Origin of the sequence: Colwellia sp. TT2012, assembly GCF_001440345.1 — a bacterium.
GTDB lineage: Bacteria > Pseudomonadota > Gammaproteobacteria > Enterobacterales > Alteromonadaceae > Colwellia.
Window position 1 is genome coordinate 494,731 of record NZ_LJYX01000017.1, and the last position, 15,629, is coordinate 510,359.

Below are 15,629 nucleotides of genomic sequence, written 5' to 3' on the forward strand. Positions count from 1 at the left end.
TGTTTTTACCTTCAGCCCTAGTTAACTAAGCTAGAAATCAGCTAACACTTTAATCGGCTAAAATACTAATCAGTACTTAGTGGGGTAAAACCCTTCACTAAGTCATCTATCGCTTTCATTTGAACTAGATAAGGCTCTAATTTATCAAGTGGTAATGCACAAGGGCCATCACATTTAGCGGCACTAGGATCAGGATGTGCCTCAATGAACAAGCCAGCAATACCTATTGCCATGCCACTACGAGCTAACTGTACGGCTTGAGCACGACGACCATCAGCACTATCACTGCGTCCACCCGGTTTTTGTAGTGCGTGTGTGGCATCAAATATAACCGGTGCGTAATTTTTCATCTCGTCCATTGCTAACATATCAACGACAAGATTGTTATAACCATAACAACTGCCTCGCTCACACAAGATAATGTTGTCATTGCCAGCTTCAGCAAACTTAGCAATAATATGCTTCATTTCATGGGCAGCAAGAAACTGCGGTTTTTTGACATTAATGACAGCGCCGGTTTTCGCCATGGCGACCACAAGGTCGGTTTGTCTGGCGAGGAATGCCGGTAATTGAATTACATCAACAACTTCACTCACAGGTAATGCTTGGTACGGCTCGTGTACATCAGTGATAATAGGTATATTAAAGGTAGACTTGATTTCTTCAAATATTTTCAGGCCTTCGTCTAAGCCAGGGCCTCGGTAGGAGTTGACCGAAGAGCGATTTGCTTTATCAAATGAGGCTTTAAATACATAAGGGATGCCTAGTTTCTGCGTAACTTCAACATATTTTTCAGCAATTCTCATGGCAAGGTCTCGTGACTCAAGCACATTCATACCGCCGAATAATACGAAGGGTCGCTCATTAGCAACCTCGATCCCCTGAACCGAAACTGATGTTATTGTCATAAATTATTCCTAAATATAAAAAAGCGTAAAATACCACTGTATTTTACGCTTCTAGTAAAAGTACTATACCCAAGCGACTTCAATATGCTCGTTTCAGGACATCTGAGCGATTCATGATCAAGGCGCGTATTTTATTAATGGTTATTCAGGAGAATATGCTCCTGCATTCTCTATTAAGCTGCATCCATGCAGCGTCCTTAATTACATACGCAACGATGAACATGATTTTCTCAGATGTCCCCGTAGGGCTGGTTTAGAAACGCTTTATCCATCGTTATTGATTTCGACAATAGTATAACTATTCTCTTCAATCAATGCCTTGCCTAAAGACATTTCTAATTCCAGCTGAATCCTGCATTTTGAGGTGGCTTGGGTATTAAGTAGCAGTTAGCTTACTGTAACATCTTCATTAGTTAAACATTAACTACTAGCAACTATTCTTAATAATTGTCCACATATCCACGCCATATAGGTGCCTAAAGCATAACCTAGGACAGCAAGTAGCACTCCTACAGGTGCTAATGACGGATGGAATGCCGAAGCAATTACTGGTGCTGATGCTGCACCACCGATATTCGCTTTACTGCCGACCGCTAAGTAAAAGATTGGCGCTTTGATAATTCTACCGACGACAAATAATAAAATAATGTGAATCGCCATCCAAATAAGACCAATAACTACATATTTAGGTGCTTCGGCAATTTGCGTGATATCCATATGTAAGCCGATGGTGGCAACTAAAATATATAAGAAGCAGCTACCCACTTTTGAAGCACCGACATGTTCAAGCTCTCTTACTTTAGTAAATGACAAGCATAAGCCGATCGTCGTTACTACGAGAATAATCCAGAACAATTTGCTATGTAAGCTGAATTTTTTCAACTCTGGGTAGTTCAGTTGGAAAAATGGTACCAATAAGTCAGCGACAAAATGCGCAAAACCTGCTGCACCAAAAGCGACGGCAATAATAAGCATTAAATCTTTTAGCTCAGGCGTTCTTTTATGCTCTCGTTCATTGGCTTCCACTCTGGCAATAAGTTTGTCAATACCTGAGGTATCAGCGCCACTTTTGGCATCAATAGCCTTATGGTTAGCCGCAATGTACAGCAAACAAGCCATCCAGAGATTTGCCACGACAATATCTACCGTGACCATGATGGTAAATATTTTACCGTCAGCTTCAAAAATTTCTTTCATCGCCAACATGTTTGCGCCACCACCAATCCAGCTTCCGGCAAGGGCAGCCATACCACGCCAAACAGCTTCAGGACCAGTAACACTAATTAACTCAGGCCAAATAGCAGAAACGATTAATAAAGAAATAGGGCCACCAATAACCACACCAACCGTACCGGTTATAAACATAATTAGCGCTTTACTGCCAAGACCAGCAATAGCTCTAATATCGATACTTAAGGTTAACAGTACTAAACATGCGGGTAGCAGAAAGTATTTGGCAACGTCATCAACTTTGCTAACTTCGGCGCTAACGATACCAAAGGTATTTAATAGAGAAGGCAATAAATAGCACATTAATAATGCCGGTACATATTTATAAAATTTTTGGCAAAACGTATTTTTACTATTAGAAGTATAAAACACAAAGCCTAGAATAAGTGTCAAAATCCCCAGTACTACCGCGTCATTGGTAATAAGTGGCGCATTCGCCACAATATTGTCTTGCATCATATTGCCTTTTATTTTTATTATTTGATGAAGTAAAAAAAATTAATGAAGGACGTTATTACCGACATCAATATTTTCAAGTTGAATTTTTAATATTTTGGCGGCGGGATCTTTAGGACATTGCTCAACGAAGTAGCGATAATCATCCACAGCCACTTTAAAGCAATCAAGCTGGTGGAGCAAAAAACCGCGGTCTCTTCGTTGCAGTGGATCGTCTGGGTTTAATGATAAGATAACATCAACACAAGTTAAAGCCTTATCAAAAGCCTGCTCTCGGATCAGAGCGTTTTTCAGTGCCGAAAGATGCTCAACTAAGGCGACATTATCATCAATGGCGGCTAGGTCTTGCTCTGCAGGGTCGCCTTCGAGATCATCTAAACGTAAATCAAGTTCAGCCCAATCGAGTGACTGGCCTGTTACTGCATCAAAAATAATAGCATATTGCTCATCACAGCACAGGCGGACCATAATTTTATTTGGAATAAATACCAAATCGGTTTCAAAGCCACAAGCACTAATTATTTCTTTGACCACAACCGCCTTAACAATGGGCGACATAGCACGTTGATTTAACGATGTTGCTACCCGATAAGCAGAAATAGGCCAACGAGTCTGATAGCTGTCAATAAATAAATGTTGATAGTACAACTCATTAAGTAAAGCTTCAGCTTTCTCTATAGGTGATTCAATTTCACTAACAACAGCAATACATTGACTGATAATTGTCTCTAAACTATCTAGTGATGTATACATTTTGACAATTTCTTGGTCGCTATCGGCAAAAATATGTTCTTCAAGTAAAACAAGTTTTTGCAGCAAATCTTTATCTTCAGATTGTAACTCTGATAAAAACAATTCATTCATAACAGCTTATTTATCCGACTCCATATTATAGTTATCTGGTAGACCTGTATGTACACTAACACTTAGCTAAAAAAGAAGGCTTCTCGTGTCATGGCTAAACGTACTATCAACATTACCCAACCTATAGCACCTAAATAGCCTAAAATTTGCATCGGCTTATTACGCGCTATTTTCAAGGTATAATATCCGGTAAAGATATAAGCAAATAACGCTAAAATCTTTTCAGCTAACCATAATTGTTCCATGGGGTTGAAATGTAGTTTTACTGCGAGGGTAATACCGGCAATCAGTAAAAAAGTATCAATAACATGAGGGCTGATTTTCAACCACTTGCTATCAAGCTTTTTTGAGGCCATTAAAGTCAAAATAAAACGATAGGTAAATAAACTAACGCTAAGTACCGCAAGGGCTATATGTAAATGTTTCAAAGTTATTCCTTTTATTAAACTATTTTGCGCATAGTGTAGCGATTTTAGGTTAACAAATCGTTTTAAAGTGTAACCCTGAACTGTAAATCTGCTATTTATACTAATTATCTAAGTTAATGCCTCGGCAAACGAGCCCAAGTAATACGTTCATGACCATTAAAGTCTCTGACTGTTTGTGCATTATCATAACCTAAGGTGGTTAAAATATCTCGCACCGCTTCAGCCTGTTGGTAACCATGTTCAAAAAAAAGCGCACCTTGAGGTTTAAGAAAGTTTAGTGCTTGTTTTGCTATATGTTTAATATCGCCGAGACCTTGCTCATTAGCCACCAAAGCTGATTTAGGTTCAAAACGCACATCACCTTGACTTAGGTTTTCGTCCAAGGCATCGATATAAGGAGGGTTAGAGACTATGACATCAAACTTGCGCTCATTAACCGCACTAAACCAGTTACTTTGAAAGATATTGACTTGCGTTAATTGTAAATCTTCAGCATTTTGCTTGGCTAGTTTCACCGCCTCAATATTAAAATCAATAGCATCAATTTGCCAGTTTGGTTGCTCAGATGCTAACGCCAGGGCGATTGCACCTGTTCCCGTACCGAGATCTAAACAATGCAATGACTTTACTTCGCCAAAATTCTCAAGTACTAATTCAACCAAAATTTCGGTGTCTGGACGTGGAATAAGTGTTGCGGGTGAAACTCGAAAAACGAGTGACCAGAATTCCTTTACGCCAATAATATAGGCAATAGGCTCACCAGACATTCTTCTTTTTAATAAGGCTAGATAATGTTGTTCATCTTGTTTAACAAGCTCTCTTTCAGGCCAGGTAAGCAAGTAGGTTCGCTCTTTATGCAACACAAAAGCCAAGAGGATTTGTGTATCAAGTTTAGCACTGTCGGAGTAGCAAACTAATTGCTCACGACCATATGCTATCCAATCGGCTATAGTACTATTATTCACTGGCGCTAACAAAATAGAGTTAATGTTTCCCGGCTAATTCAGCTAACAAATCGGCTTGATTCTCCTGCATTATCGGCTCCATAATCAAGTCTAAATTACCTTCCATAATTTCGCCTAGGCGATATAAAGTTAGGTTAATACGGTGATCACTCATGCGACCTTGCGGAAAGTTGTAGGTACGAATACGCTCAGAACGGTCACCACTGGCCACTAAATTACGACGTGATGACTCTTCCTCACTACGGCGTTCTTCATCAGCAGCCTGTTGCAGACGCGCTTGCAGCACTGACATTGCTTGAGCCCGGTTTTTATGTTGTGAGCGCTGTTCTTGACACTCAACCACAACACCGGATGGAATATGGGTAATACGAATAGCTGAATCTGTTTTGTTTACATGCTGACCACCCGCGCCTGAGGCACGGAAGGTATCAATTTTCAAATCGGCTTTATTAATTTCAATGGCATCTACTTCAGGAACTTCAGGCATAACCACCACAGTACAAGCTGAGGTATGTACTCGACCTTGAGACTCAGTTTCTGGTACACGTTGCACACGATGGCCGCCAGATTCAAATTTCAGATGGCCGTAAACGCCTTCACCATTAACTTTCATGATCAGTTCTTTATAACCGCCCTGCTCACTTTCACTGCTGTTCATTACTTCAATTTTCCAGCCTTTCTTTTCTGCATAACGGCTGTACATTCTAAATAAATCACCAACAAAAATAGCCGCTTCATCACCACCGGCGCCAGCACGAATTTCAACAAAACAGTTGTTATCGTCATTAGGGTCGCGTGGGAGTAATAAAACTTGTAATTCATCGGCAATATTAGCAATCATTTTTTTAGTTATTTTGTATTCTTCCTGCGCCATTTCTCGCATCTCAGGGTCTTCGTCTTTAAGCATCATCTCCGCAGCGGAAAAGTCATCTTCCGCTATTTTATAATTATTAAAAACTGAAGTCACCGCGTCGAGCTGCTTAAACTCTTTAGATAATTCACGGAATTTGTCTTGATTAGCAATGGTTTCAGGATCGGATAATAAAGCTTGCACTTCTTCGAAACGCTCAACTAGCACTTCAAGTTTTTGATAAACTGATGATTTCATTAAAATGTACTTATATTTCAAATAAGGAAAACTAAATTATTGCTATTCTATCACAGTAATAACGCAATCCACCATGCTCGATAAAAAATGTCACTTGCGGCTAACGGACTGAGTAAACAATACTTAGGTTAACAAGATAGCTTGGCTATACAGCTAAGATAATGACTAGAGTACTAGTCTTGGGGATCAATATTAAAGATATCACGTAAATAAAGTAGTTTATCAAGTTCGCCACCTTGAGCGGCGGACTGGAGCGCACTGGTTGGTGCGTGCATGAATTTGTTGGTGAGCTTAGTGGCGAGTTCCCCTAGAACAGCCTCAGAATTTTTACCATTTCTTAATTGGCTAAGGGCTTTTTCGAGTAAAACATCACGGTTGTCTATACATTGTTTACGATAACTAATAACCGTATCTTGGGTGTTTAAACCTCGTAACCAAGCCATAAAATTATCTGACTGGCTATTAACAATACTTTCGGCTTCTACTGCCGCTTTACGTCGATTTTCAATGTTCTTCGAGATAATGCCTTCTAGGTCATCTACGGTATATAGAAAAACATCTTCAAGTTCTGACACTTGCTCTTCTATATCACGAGGTACGGCGAGATCAACCATAAAAATAGGTTGATGTTTACGCGATGCTAAAGCTTGTTCAACCATACCTTTACCAATAATGGGTAAAGTGGAACCAGTAGAGCTGATAACAATATCAGCATGACACATATGATCAGGTATTTGCGCTAAGGTGATGACATCAGCGCCAATTTTTTTAGCCATATTCTCAGCACGTGCCAATGTTCGGTTGGCCACGGTGATTTTTCCGACATTATTTTCATAGAGATGTTTAGCAACTAATTCTATCGTTTCACCGGCCCCCACTAGCAGGACTTTAGTTTTTTCAAGACTGCCAAAAATATGTTTGGCTAAGTTTACTGAAGCAAAGGCAACAGATACCGCACTAGCGCCAATATCAGTCTCTGTTCGAACTTGCTTGGCCACGCCAAAGGTACGTTGAAATAATCGGTCCATAACCAAGGACATTGAGCCGGCAGCTTTAGCTTGGCTGTAAGCTTGTTTCATTTGTCCAAGGATTTGTGGTTCACCTAAAACAAGCGAATCTAAACCACAAGCAACACGCATCATATGATTAACGGCTTGCTTATCTTTGTACCAATATAGGCTAGGTAAAATTATTGAGGCGGGTACGTTATGATAATTTTCTAACCATTTAATTATACGTTGTTGGGTAACTTCAAAGTCGCCATCTTGTACTAGGTATAGCTCTGTTCTATTACAGGTAGAAAGTATGGCAACTTCACGGCACTGTACTGCTTCAAGCATTTCTTTTAGGGCGATGGAAAGCTTATCTGGATTAAAAGATATTTTTTCTCTTACCGCTACTGGCGCAGTTTTATGATTAATTCCAACAGCAACTATCGACAAAGTAATAAACCTATTGTGTAAACATTTCTGACAAGTTTTAGTCAACTTGTTTTAACTCGTGCCGCAAGTATAACTCAAGATCTGCATATAAAATATGATCTGTGATAAAAGACCCTAAAAATAATACTGCTATTTACAAAGACTAAAAAGCTATGTTCAAATAACAATTATCATCGCTTGAAAGAATTACCATCCATGATTAAATTTTTTAATACTGCCCTTTATCCACGTTACTTATTTCCCCTTGCCTTATTTACCCTGGTATTTTCAGGCTGTAGCACTTTACCCAGCGAAGAAACGCAATGGCTAATTAAACAAACACCTCAACAAAGAATTACTAAGCTAGCGCAATTACAACAATGGCAGATAACAGGTAAAATAGCATTTTTGGCGCAGAGTTCACGTAAGAGCGCGACATTATCTTGGCAAGTTGACGAAAAGAAAGGCACTCAACAGCTAAATTTAACCAGCTATTTTGGCATTAATGTCTTACAACTCGAATCTTATAATAATCAACATAAGATTCGCGTGGATGGAAAAACCTATCATGGTAATAATTTAGCAGCGCTTATTCTCAACATTACCGGCTTATCATTACCAACAAAAGCGTTAAGCTACTGGCTTAAAGGTATCCCCTATCAAGAAAATGATAGTATTAGTTACCATAAAATAACACAGCTACCACAAACCTTATCAAGCCATTATAATAATGAGCTATGGCTAGTTAGTTATAGTAACTACCAGTATATTAACGGCTATAATTTAGCCACTAAATTTTCAATTAAAAAAGAGAATTTGTTAATTAAAATTTCGGTCAATCATTGGTCAGTGACTGGTCAATAGCCGATCAGCAACCACGCTTTGTCACTCACTTATTATAAGCAGAATTTCTACATGACGTGCTCTTCTCAACCTAATTCATTTCTAAATAAAGCCATTGAATTCCCTTCTCCGGCAAAAATTAATTTATTTTTACATATTGTTGGACAGCGTGATGATGGTTACCACAATTTAGAAACACTCTTTCAATTTATTGATCATAGTGACATATTAACCTTAACAGTCACTGAGAAAGCCAGCATAGATTTATTAACCCCTCTTGAGGGGGTTAATAATGACGATAACTTAATTGTAAAAGCGGCCCAGTTATTGAAAAGAAAAACCAAGACACCTTTTGGCGTTAAAATAAGTATTAACAAAATACTGCCAATGGGTGGCGGCTTGGGCGGTGGTTCATCCAATGCAGCTACGATTTTAGTTGCGCTTAATACCTTATGGCAGTGTCGATTATCAACCAGTGATTTGGCAATATTAGGCCTGAGCCTTGGTGCGGATGTACCTATCTTTATTTATGGTTTTGCCGCCTTTGCCCAAGGTGTTGGTGAAAGACTTACCGCCATGGATCCCGAAGAACCTTGGTATTTAATTACTAAACCTGAATGTAGCATTTCCACTCAACAAGTTTTTACTGCAGTAGACCTGCCTCGAAATACCAAGAAACTATCCCCTTCAGCCCTTGATACCACTGACTTTCTCAATGATAACTTCCATAATGACTGCCAATCATTAGTAATAAAACATTATCCTGAGGTTGCCAAGTTACTTGCTTGGTTGGTAGAATACGCCCCCTCAAGAATGACAGGAACAGGTGCGTGTGTTTTTACGCGGTTTTCTAGTCAAAAAGAGGCGTGTTCATTGCAAGCGAAACTCCCAAAAGGAGTGAGTTCATTTGTCGCGCGGGGACTTAACAAGTCGCCCTTATGTTCTGTGATGACAAGGTTGTCACTGAACAAGTAAACAATTAAAAATATTTGCGAACTTAACTAAAGTGGCTATTTAAAACGTGCTATGGTGCGGAAAATAACTGCTACAGTTTAGTAAGCGTTATACTGCTTAATGATTATATCTTATATCAAAAAGCCTATTATTAATGTCAAATGTTTCTGAGGAATCTACAGTGCCTGACATGAAGATTTTTGCGGGTAATGCCACCCCTGAACTGGCCAAGAAAATTTGTGATCGCCTATATATGCCTCTCGGCGATGCGACAGTCGGTAGTTTTAGTGATGGTGAAATTTGTGTTGAAATAAATGAAAACGTCCGTGGTGCTGATGTTTTTATTATTCAATCAACCTGTGCTCCAACCAATAATAACTTAATGGAATTAATTGTAATGATAGACGCATTGCGTCGTGCCTCCGCTGGCCGTATCACTGCTGTAATCCCTTATTTTGGTTATGCTCGCCAAGACAGACGTGTACGTAGTGCTCGTGTACCCATTACGGCAAAAGTAGTTGCTGACTTCTTATCAAGTGTTGGTGTTGACCGTGTATTAACGGTTGATTTACATGCCGAGCAAATACAAGGTTTCTTTGATGTGCCGGTTGATAATGCTTTTGGTACGCCAATTTTATTAGAGGACATGAAAAGTCGTGGTTTTGACAACCCGGTGGTTGTTTCTCCTGATATTGGTGGCGTGGTTCGTGCTCGTGCTGTTGCTAAATTATTAGATGACGCTGACTTAGTCATTATTGATAAACGTCGCCCGAAAGCAAACGTTGCCCAAGTTATGCACATTATTGGTGATGTAGAAGGTCGCGACTGTATTATTGTCGATGACATGATTGATACTGGCGGCACGTTAGTCAAAGCGGCAGAAGCATTAAAAGAGCATGGCGCAAAACGTGTTGTCGCTTATGCCACTCACCCAGTATTGTCGGGTAATGCCGCACAAAACCTTAGAGATTCAGTGCTTGATGAAGTTGTAGTGACTGATTCAATTCCTCTTTCTGATGAAATTAAAGCGCTGAAAATGGTTCGTCAATTAACCTTAAGCGGCATGCTTAGTGAAGCTATTCGTCGTATAAGTAATGAAGAATCTATATCGGCAATGTTTGATTAATTTCTAGCGAATAATTACTACTATTGCAAAAAAGCAGCCGCTGCCACGGCTGCTTTTTTATTGCGCCTTAACCCTTATTTATTTCCCCTCCCCCTATAAACCATCAGTAATTAACCGCTTAATTTTATAGCTTTACCTAGGGCTAAATGTTATTATGCGGCGCCTTTTTTATCTAATGGCCTAGTTAGTTGTTAACTGACCTATGGATGTTAAAATGGTATCTCCTTGTTTTTGGTCGCAAAAAACAAGACTTAATTTTTAAGTTTTATAACTTATATAACAGAAGAGTATTAAAATGACTGATTTTTTAACATTAGAAGCTGAAGTACGTACTGATTTAGGGAAAGGTGCGAGCCGCCGCCTACGTCACGCGGAAAAAGTTCCTGCTATCCTTTACGGTGAAAACCAAGAACCAGTATCTTTAACGTTAGCGCACAAAGATGTATTCCGCGCTCAACAAGAAGAAAAATTCTATACGCAAGTATTAACATTAAATATTGCTGGTAAGCCAGTTGAGTGTTTAATTAAAGACATGCAACGTCACCCGTTCAAGCAATTGGTAATGCACTTAGATTTCATCCGCATTGATCAAAACCATGTAGTTCATGCAAACACTACTCTTCACTTCATCAATGAAGACGAAGCGGCAAAAACTGGCGCTAACATTGCTCATCACGTGACTAAAATTGCCATCTCTTGTTTACCAAAAGATTTACCTGAGTTCATCGAAGTTGACTTAGCTAACTTAGCACCTGGTCAAACTTTCCATTTATCAGACCTTACGTTGCCAGCAGGCGTTACTTCTGATGAATTAGCGAAAGGTGAAGAACACGATCTAGCGGTTGTTTCTGCTAAAGCACCTAAATCGGCTAAAGTAATCGATGAAGACGAAGCTGCAGCAGAAGAAGCTCCAGCTGCTGAATAATAGCCATATTCATTTATAATATTATAGATAATGACTATTAAATTAATTGCGGGGCTGGGTAATCCTGGCCCCGAATATAGTAAAACACGCCACAATGCAGGTGTTTGGTTCGTCGAAGAACTGGCACGTTGTCACAACATTTCCCTCCGTCCCGAAAAAAAATACTCCGGCCTTTATGGTAAAGGGTTAATTGCGGGTAATCTTATCCATTTATTAATTCCAACTACCTTTATGAATCGTAGCGGTCAAGCAGTTGCTCCCCTTGCTAATTTTTATAAAATGTCGATAGATGAAATCTTGATTGCTCATGATGAATTAGATATACAGCCCGGTGTTTGTAAAATAAAAAAGGGTGGTGGTCACGGCGGACATAATGGCTTACGCGATATTATCGCTGCTATGGCTAATAATAAAGAATTTTACCGGTTACGTATTGGCATTGATCATCCGGGTCATCGCGATAAAGTAACGGGTCACGTATTAGGTAAAGCGCCTAGTGCAGAACAAGCAAAAATAGAACAAGCAATCGACGAAGCCAGTCGATGTCTTGATATTTGGCTAACAGACGACTTAAAGAAAGCGCAAAATCGCTTACACTCGTTTAAAGCCGAGTAAATATACACAAGTAAATACACGCTAGTAACTCTGTGTTAGCAACTAATCAGTAGGTAAAAATTATGGGTTTTAAATGTGGTATCGTTGGCTTGCCTAACGTCGGTAAATCAACACTATTCAATGCACTTACCAAAGCAGGTATTGAAGCGGCAAATTTCCCGTTTTGTACTATTGAGCCAAATACTGGTGTAGTACCGGTACCCGACCCTCGCTTAGATAAATTAACTGCAATAGTAAAACCTGAGCGTGTCTTAGCCACCACTATGGAATTTGTCGATATTGCTGGTCTTGTGGCTGGTGCATCGAAAGGTGAAGGCTTAGGTAACAAGTTTTTAGCAAATATTCGTGAAACAGATGCTATTGGTCACGTAGTTCGCTGCTTTGACAATGACAATATTATTCATGTTGCTAATAAGATTGACCCCGCTGATGATATCGAGGTGATCAATACTGAATTAGCATTATCGGATATGGACACAGCAGAACGGGCAATTTTTCGTTTAGCTAAAAAGGCTAAAGGCGGCGATAAAGACGCTAAATTTGAAATGCCTGTTTTAGAGAAAATATTAAAGCATGTTGAAGAAGGCCACATGGTACGTTCTTTAGAATTATCTAAAGAAGAAAAAGCCGCTATTGACTATTTAAACTTCTTAACACTAAAACCAACCATGTATATTGCTAATGTCAATGATGATGGTTTTGAAAACAATCCTTACCTTGACGTAGTACAAAAGATAGCGGATGCAGAAGGTAGCGTAGTTGTTGCTGTTTGTGCAGAAGTTGAAAGCGAACTGTCTGAAATGGATGAAGACGATAGAGCTGAATTTATGGCTGAGATGGGCTTAGAAGAGCCTGGTCTTAATCGTGTTATAAATGCCGGTTATTCATTACTGCACTTACAAACTTATTTCACTGCTGGTGTTAAAGAAGTACGTGCTTGGACAGTTAAACAAAATGCTACTGCGCCTCAAGCGGCCGGTGTTATTCATACCGACTTTGAAAAAGGCTTTATTCGCGCTGAAGTCATCAGTTATAACGACTTTATTGAATTTAATGGTGAGTCGGGTGCTAAAGAAGCCGGTAAGTGGCGTTTAGAGGGTAAAGAGTACCTGGTTAAAGATGGTGACGTAATACACTTCCGCTTTAATGTATAAAAGTTCCCTATAGGTAGAGTCAATTTTACCTAATCAAAAAACGCATCCTTAGTGGTGCGTTTTTTTATGCCGGTAAGGAGCTGACGAGTCAACATCCTGGCTGTAAACTTGAGGCAACTTGACCATAATATTATAATAAAGACTTGTTTTAATTGTATATACAACTTAAATAGCGGCTGTAATATAAAAAACGAAAGATATACAGCTATTCAAGTTAGCTTAGTTATTCTCCGAGCGGGTACAATAACTAAGCTAATGGTCTACACTTTTGTTGTTTAAAGAAATTGATAAATCAAAAAATAATAAGGCGTCACAATGAAAAAATTTATTTTATTACCCATGCTATTAGCAACAAGTGTTATTACAGCTCCATCGGCTCAAGCAGATGAGCTATCCTTGCGTATTTGTGAATATGTGCAAGCAAATGATAAAAGTCGCTTGAGGTCATTCTTAAAGCAAAAAAGATTAAAGGTTCGTAAAATTTATGATGCTTTAGAATGCAACGGCAATAGTTTATTAATTTTTGCCGCTAAATCTAATGCTTTAGAAGTTGGCGAATACATTATTGGTAAGTTACCTTCGAAAAAGGTAAAAGCTGAGATAGATAACTTAGCAAAATATTCTGCACATTTAGCTGAAGAAGCAAGAGATAGATAAGACTTACCTTGATGATAAATACAAACGCATTATCATTTCCCAATAAGTAATGCGTTTCTCACCTTTTATTTGCATAGTTATCCACCAAAATGCACAATCAATCGCCAAACAAATAGAAAGTACACCTTTTTTAAAAAAAACGGTTGACGAAAGGCAGGTAGATTAGCATAATACGCCGCACTTGCTACCGAGCAGGTTGGTAAAGGCTACATAGCTCAGTTGGTTAGAGCACATCACTCATAATGATGGGGTCCCAGGTTCAAATCCCGGTGTAGCCACCATTTTACTTCGGTATTTTTTACTTAAGTAAAAAGAGTTCAAGTCTCTTTAACACTTGAATGTAATGCGGGTTTGGCGGAATTGGTAGACGCGCTGGATTTAGGTTCCAGTATCGCAAGATGTGAGAGTTCAAGTCTCTTGACCCGTACCATTTCAAAGCAACATTAGTTGCACAAGTAAAAAGTAAATACATTGCAGGGATATAGCCAAGCGGTAAGGCAGCGGGTTTTGATCCCGTCATTCAGAGGTTCAAATCCTCTTATCCCTGCCATTTTTTATGATTTTTCTCGTTATAAAAAACTGCAATGTAATTACCTCCCAGTAGGGATATAGCCAAGCGGTAAGGCAGCGGGTTTTGATCCCGTCATTCAGAGGTTCAAATCCTCTTATCCCTGCCATTTCTTTTAAAGAAGTGGTTACAGAGTTCAAGTCTCTTTAACACTTGGATGTAATGCGGGTTTTGCGGAATTAATAAACAATGACGCGCTACTTTTTTTATAGAGAGTAGGTTCCAGTATTACAAGATGTGAGAGTTCAAGTCTCTTTAACACTTGGATGTAATGCGGGTTTGGCGGAATTGGTAGACGCGCTGGATTTAGGTTCCAGTATCGCAAGATGTGAGAGTTCAAGTCTCTTGACCCGTACCATTTCAAATATCCAGAAAACAAAACACTCCCTTCATTATCTAAATTTTAAGCACTGCTTATATTAGATAATTATTTGTGTTTCAAAGGCTACATAGCTCAGTTGGTTAGAGCACATCACTCATAATGATGGGGTCCCAGGTTCAAATCCCGGTGTAGCCACCATTTTACTTCTGTAAAAATCAATTAAAAACCCCTAAATATTATCTCTTCAATATATCTCCGAAAAATCCTAGTTAATACTTAAAAAACATCTCAAGTTCAACAAAATATTATTTTCAAAATACAAAGCAGGCTCTGTTGTCGTTTAGTGTAGGTGAGTAAACAAGCGAGACGCATACACGCTCTTTGACATCAGGAGAATGTGCATCCTGCATTCTCTAATAAGTTACATCCTTGTAACGTCGGTCACCGCGAGATACCGTGCGTCCTGAACATAATCCCATCCTTGGGGCTTAACACAAGCATCATGACAGTATGCTCAGGATAATTGCTCCTGCATTATCCACATAAGGTACTTCCTGTACCGTCTGCACTGTCTGCACTGTCTATAAGGTATATCCATATTTATCACCTCAGCAATGCATCACGGTGCTAATTATTTTCGTGACAGCCATTCACAGAAGAACACACTACTTGAGCTATAAAACTAGCCAAGAGCGCCAAATCTGCGTGGTAAAACCCTGAAATGATTGAAAGTGTGCGGGTGTTTTCATCAAGGATGATGAAAAAGCGGCGTTGTACAGGGATGTTCATTAACGCGGCTCCTCGAAACACTTGATTGAATGAATGATTAGGTTTTATTCGCAGCGCCGGGAGAGTCCAGAGAGCCTAACTTAGGCGTAACGCGATAGTTCTCTTTCTTTTCTGGGTGTAGTCGCCACCGCGACGCGAAAGAAATTAAGAATGCAGTCGCATTTTAAGAGCATATACATCAAGTCAGATACAATAAGGGCCTAAAAACGCTAGCCGTAATAGTTTAATGCAGAATGAGGATAAAAATGTTGATTATTTTAAGTGGGTGTCTGTTATTTTGTTCTGCCACTTTTTGT

General features: G+C 39.3%; 15 protein-coding genes and 6 tRNA genes. 13 read left to right on the top strand and 8 right to left on the bottom strand.

Annotated elements, in window-relative coordinates; all coding sequences use genetic code 11:
* Window positions 1–65 precede the first annotated feature (65 nt).
* From kdsA to hemA, 7 genes are all read right to left on the bottom strand, one after another.
* Window positions 66–908, bottom strand: coding sequence for a 3-deoxy-8-phosphooctulonate synthase (gene kdsA, locus ASU03_RS11850; RefSeq protein ID WP_057832001.1), 843 nt, complete (start codon window positions 906–908; stop codon window positions 66–68).
* Window positions 909–1,328: 420 nt separating this feature from the next.
* A complete protein-coding gene (locus ASU03_RS11855) occupies window positions 1,329–2,594 on the bottom strand; it encodes a DUF819 family protein (protein WP_057832002.1) in 1,266 nt (421 codons plus the stop codon).
* A 42-nt stretch (window positions 2,595–2,636) separates the two neighbouring features.
* The gene (locus tag ASU03_RS11860) at window positions 2,637–3,458 is read right to left on the bottom strand and encodes a SirB1 family protein (protein ID WP_057832003.1); all 822 of its coding nucleotides are present in this window, start codon (window positions 3,456–3,458) and stop codon (window positions 2,637–2,639) included.
* A gap of 62 nt (window positions 3,459–3,520) precedes the next feature.
* Window positions 3,521–3,886 carry a SirB2 family protein gene (locus ASU03_RS11865; RefSeq protein ID WP_057832004.1) on the bottom strand — a complete coding sequence of 122 codons (366 nt, stop codon included), beginning with the start codon at window positions 3,884–3,886 and terminating at the stop codon, window positions 3,521–3,523.
* Window positions 3,887–3,999: 113 nt separating this feature from the next.
* A complete protein-coding gene (prmC, locus tag ASU03_RS11870; protein WP_057832256.1) occupies window positions 4,000–4,851 on the bottom strand; it encodes a peptide chain release factor N(5)-glutamine methyltransferase in 852 nt (283 codons plus the stop codon).
* 19 nt (window positions 4,852–4,870) lie between these two features.
* A complete protein-coding gene (gene prfA, locus ASU03_RS11875) occupies window positions 4,871–5,959 on the bottom strand; it encodes a peptide chain release factor 1 (RefSeq protein ID WP_057832005.1) in 1,089 nt (362 codons plus the stop codon).
* A gap of 173 nt (window positions 5,960–6,132) precedes the next feature.
* Complete coding sequence (gene hemA, locus ASU03_RS11880; RefSeq protein WP_057832006.1) at window positions 6,133–7,401, bottom strand: glutamyl-tRNA reductase; 1,269 nt, start codon at window positions 7,399–7,401, stop codon at window positions 6,133–6,135.
* Window positions 7,402–7,596: 195 nt separating this feature from the next.
* On the opposite strand from hemA, the gene lolB reads away from it, so the two are divergent.
* From lolB to ASU03_RS11945, 13 genes are all read left to right on the top strand, one after another.
* Complete coding sequence (gene lolB / locus ASU03_RS11885; RefSeq protein WP_057832007.1) at window positions 7,597–8,244, top strand: lipoprotein insertase outer membrane protein LolB; 648 nt, start codon at window positions 7,597–7,599, stop codon at window positions 8,242–8,244.
* Window positions 8,245–8,295: 51 nt separating this feature from the next.
* Window positions 8,296–9,198, top strand: coding sequence for a 4-(cytidine 5'-diphospho)-2-C-methyl-D-erythritol kinase (gene ispE, locus ASU03_RS11890; RefSeq protein ID WP_057832008.1), 903 nt, complete (start codon window positions 8,296–8,298; stop codon window positions 9,196–9,198).
* Between the two features lie 160 nt (window positions 9,199–9,358).
* Window positions 9,359–10,303, top strand: coding sequence for a ribose-phosphate pyrophosphokinase (locus tag ASU03_RS11895; protein ID WP_057832009.1), 945 nt, complete (start codon window positions 9,359–9,361; stop codon window positions 10,301–10,303).
* Between the two features lie 295 nt (window positions 10,304–10,598).
* Window positions 10,599–11,228, top strand: a complete 630-nt coding sequence (locus ASU03_RS11900; protein WP_057832010.1) for a 50S ribosomal protein L25/general stress protein Ctc — start codon at window positions 10,599–10,601, stop codon at window positions 11,226–11,228.
* A gap of 30 nt (window positions 11,229–11,258) precedes the next feature.
* Window positions 11,259–11,843 (top strand): aminoacyl-tRNA hydrolase, encoded by a 585-nt coding sequence (gene pth, locus ASU03_RS11905; protein ID WP_057181564.1) that lies wholly within the window; start codon window positions 11,259–11,261, stop codon window positions 11,841–11,843.
* 62 nt (window positions 11,844–11,905) lie between these two features.
* Window positions 11,906–12,997, top strand: coding sequence for a redox-regulated ATPase YchF (ychF, locus tag ASU03_RS11910; protein WP_057832011.1), 1,092 nt, complete (start codon window positions 11,906–11,908; stop codon window positions 12,995–12,997).
* Between the two features lie 315 nt (window positions 12,998–13,312).
* On the top strand, window positions 13,313–13,654 hold the full coding sequence (locus ASU03_RS11915) for a DUF3718 domain-containing protein (RefSeq protein ID WP_057832012.1): 342 nt from the start codon (window positions 13,313–13,315) through the stop codon (window positions 13,652–13,654).
* A gap of 204 nt (window positions 13,655–13,858) precedes the next feature.
* Window positions 13,859–13,935 (top strand) — tRNA-Met (locus tag ASU03_RS11920).
* A gap of 64 nt (window positions 13,936–13,999) precedes the next feature.
* Window positions 14,000–14,084, top strand: a tRNA-Leu gene (locus ASU03_RS11925).
* Between the two features lie 45 nt (window positions 14,085–14,129).
* Window positions 14,130–14,204 (top strand) — tRNA-Gln (locus tag ASU03_RS11930).
* A 52-nt stretch (window positions 14,205–14,256) separates the two neighbouring features.
* A tRNA-Gln gene (locus ASU03_RS11935) sits at window positions 14,257–14,331 on the top strand.
* Window positions 14,332–14,495: 164 nt separating this feature from the next.
* Window positions 14,496–14,580 (top strand) — tRNA-Leu (locus ASU03_RS11940).
* Window positions 14,581–14,665: 85 nt separating this feature from the next.
* A tRNA-Met gene (locus ASU03_RS11945) sits at window positions 14,666–14,742 on the top strand.
* A gap of 429 nt (window positions 14,743–15,171) precedes the next feature.
* Here the strand turns inward: ASU03_RS11945 and ASU03_RS20755 are convergent.
* Complete coding sequence (locus ASU03_RS20755) at window positions 15,172–15,333, bottom strand: hypothetical protein (RefSeq protein ID WP_157465890.1); 162 nt, start codon at window positions 15,331–15,333, stop codon at window positions 15,172–15,174.
* Window positions 15,334–15,629 lie beyond the last annotated feature (296 nt).

What these genes read in the sequence shown, in the direction of transcription:
- kdsA (WP_057832001.1), bottom strand. Translation starts at nt 908, where the DNA reads ATGACAATAACATCAGTTTCGGTTCAGGGGATCGAGGTTGCTAATGAG.
- ASU03_RS11855 (WP_057832002.1), bottom strand. Translation starts at nt 2,594, where the DNA reads ATGCAAGACAATATTGTGGCGAATGCGCCACTTATTACCAATGACGCG.
- ASU03_RS11860 (WP_057832003.1), bottom strand. Translation starts at nt 3,458, where the DNA reads ATGAATGAATTGTTTTTATCAGAGTTACAATCTGAAGATAAAGATTTG.
- prfA (WP_057832005.1), bottom strand. Translation starts at nt 5,959, where the DNA reads ATGAAATCATCAGTTTATCAAAAACTTGAAGTGCTAGTTGAGCGTTTC.
- lolB (WP_057832007.1), top strand. Translation starts at nt 7,597, where the DNA reads ATGATTAAATTTTTTAATACTGCCCTTTATCCACGTTACTTATTTCCC.
- ispE (WP_057832008.1), top strand. Translation starts at nt 8,296, where the DNA reads ATGACGTGCTCTTCTCAACCTAATTCATTTCTAAATAAAGCCATTGAA.
- ASU03_RS11900 (WP_057832010.1), top strand. Translation starts at nt 10,599, where the DNA reads ATGACTGATTTTTTAACATTAGAAGCTGAAGTACGTACTGATTTAGGG.
- pth (WP_057181564.1), top strand. Translation starts at nt 11,259, where the DNA reads ATGACTATTAAATTAATTGCGGGGCTGGGTAATCCTGGCCCCGAATAT.
- ychF (WP_057832011.1), top strand. Translation starts at nt 11,906, where the DNA reads ATGGGTTTTAAATGTGGTATCGTTGGCTTGCCTAACGTCGGTAAATCA.
- ASU03_RS11915 (WP_057832012.1), top strand. Translation starts at nt 13,313, where the DNA reads ATGAAAAAATTTATTTTATTACCCATGCTATTAGCAACAAGTGTTATT.
- ASU03_RS20755 (WP_157465890.1), bottom strand. Translation starts at nt 15,333, where the DNA reads ATGAACATCCCTGTACAACGCCGCTTTTTCATCATCCTTGATGAAAAC.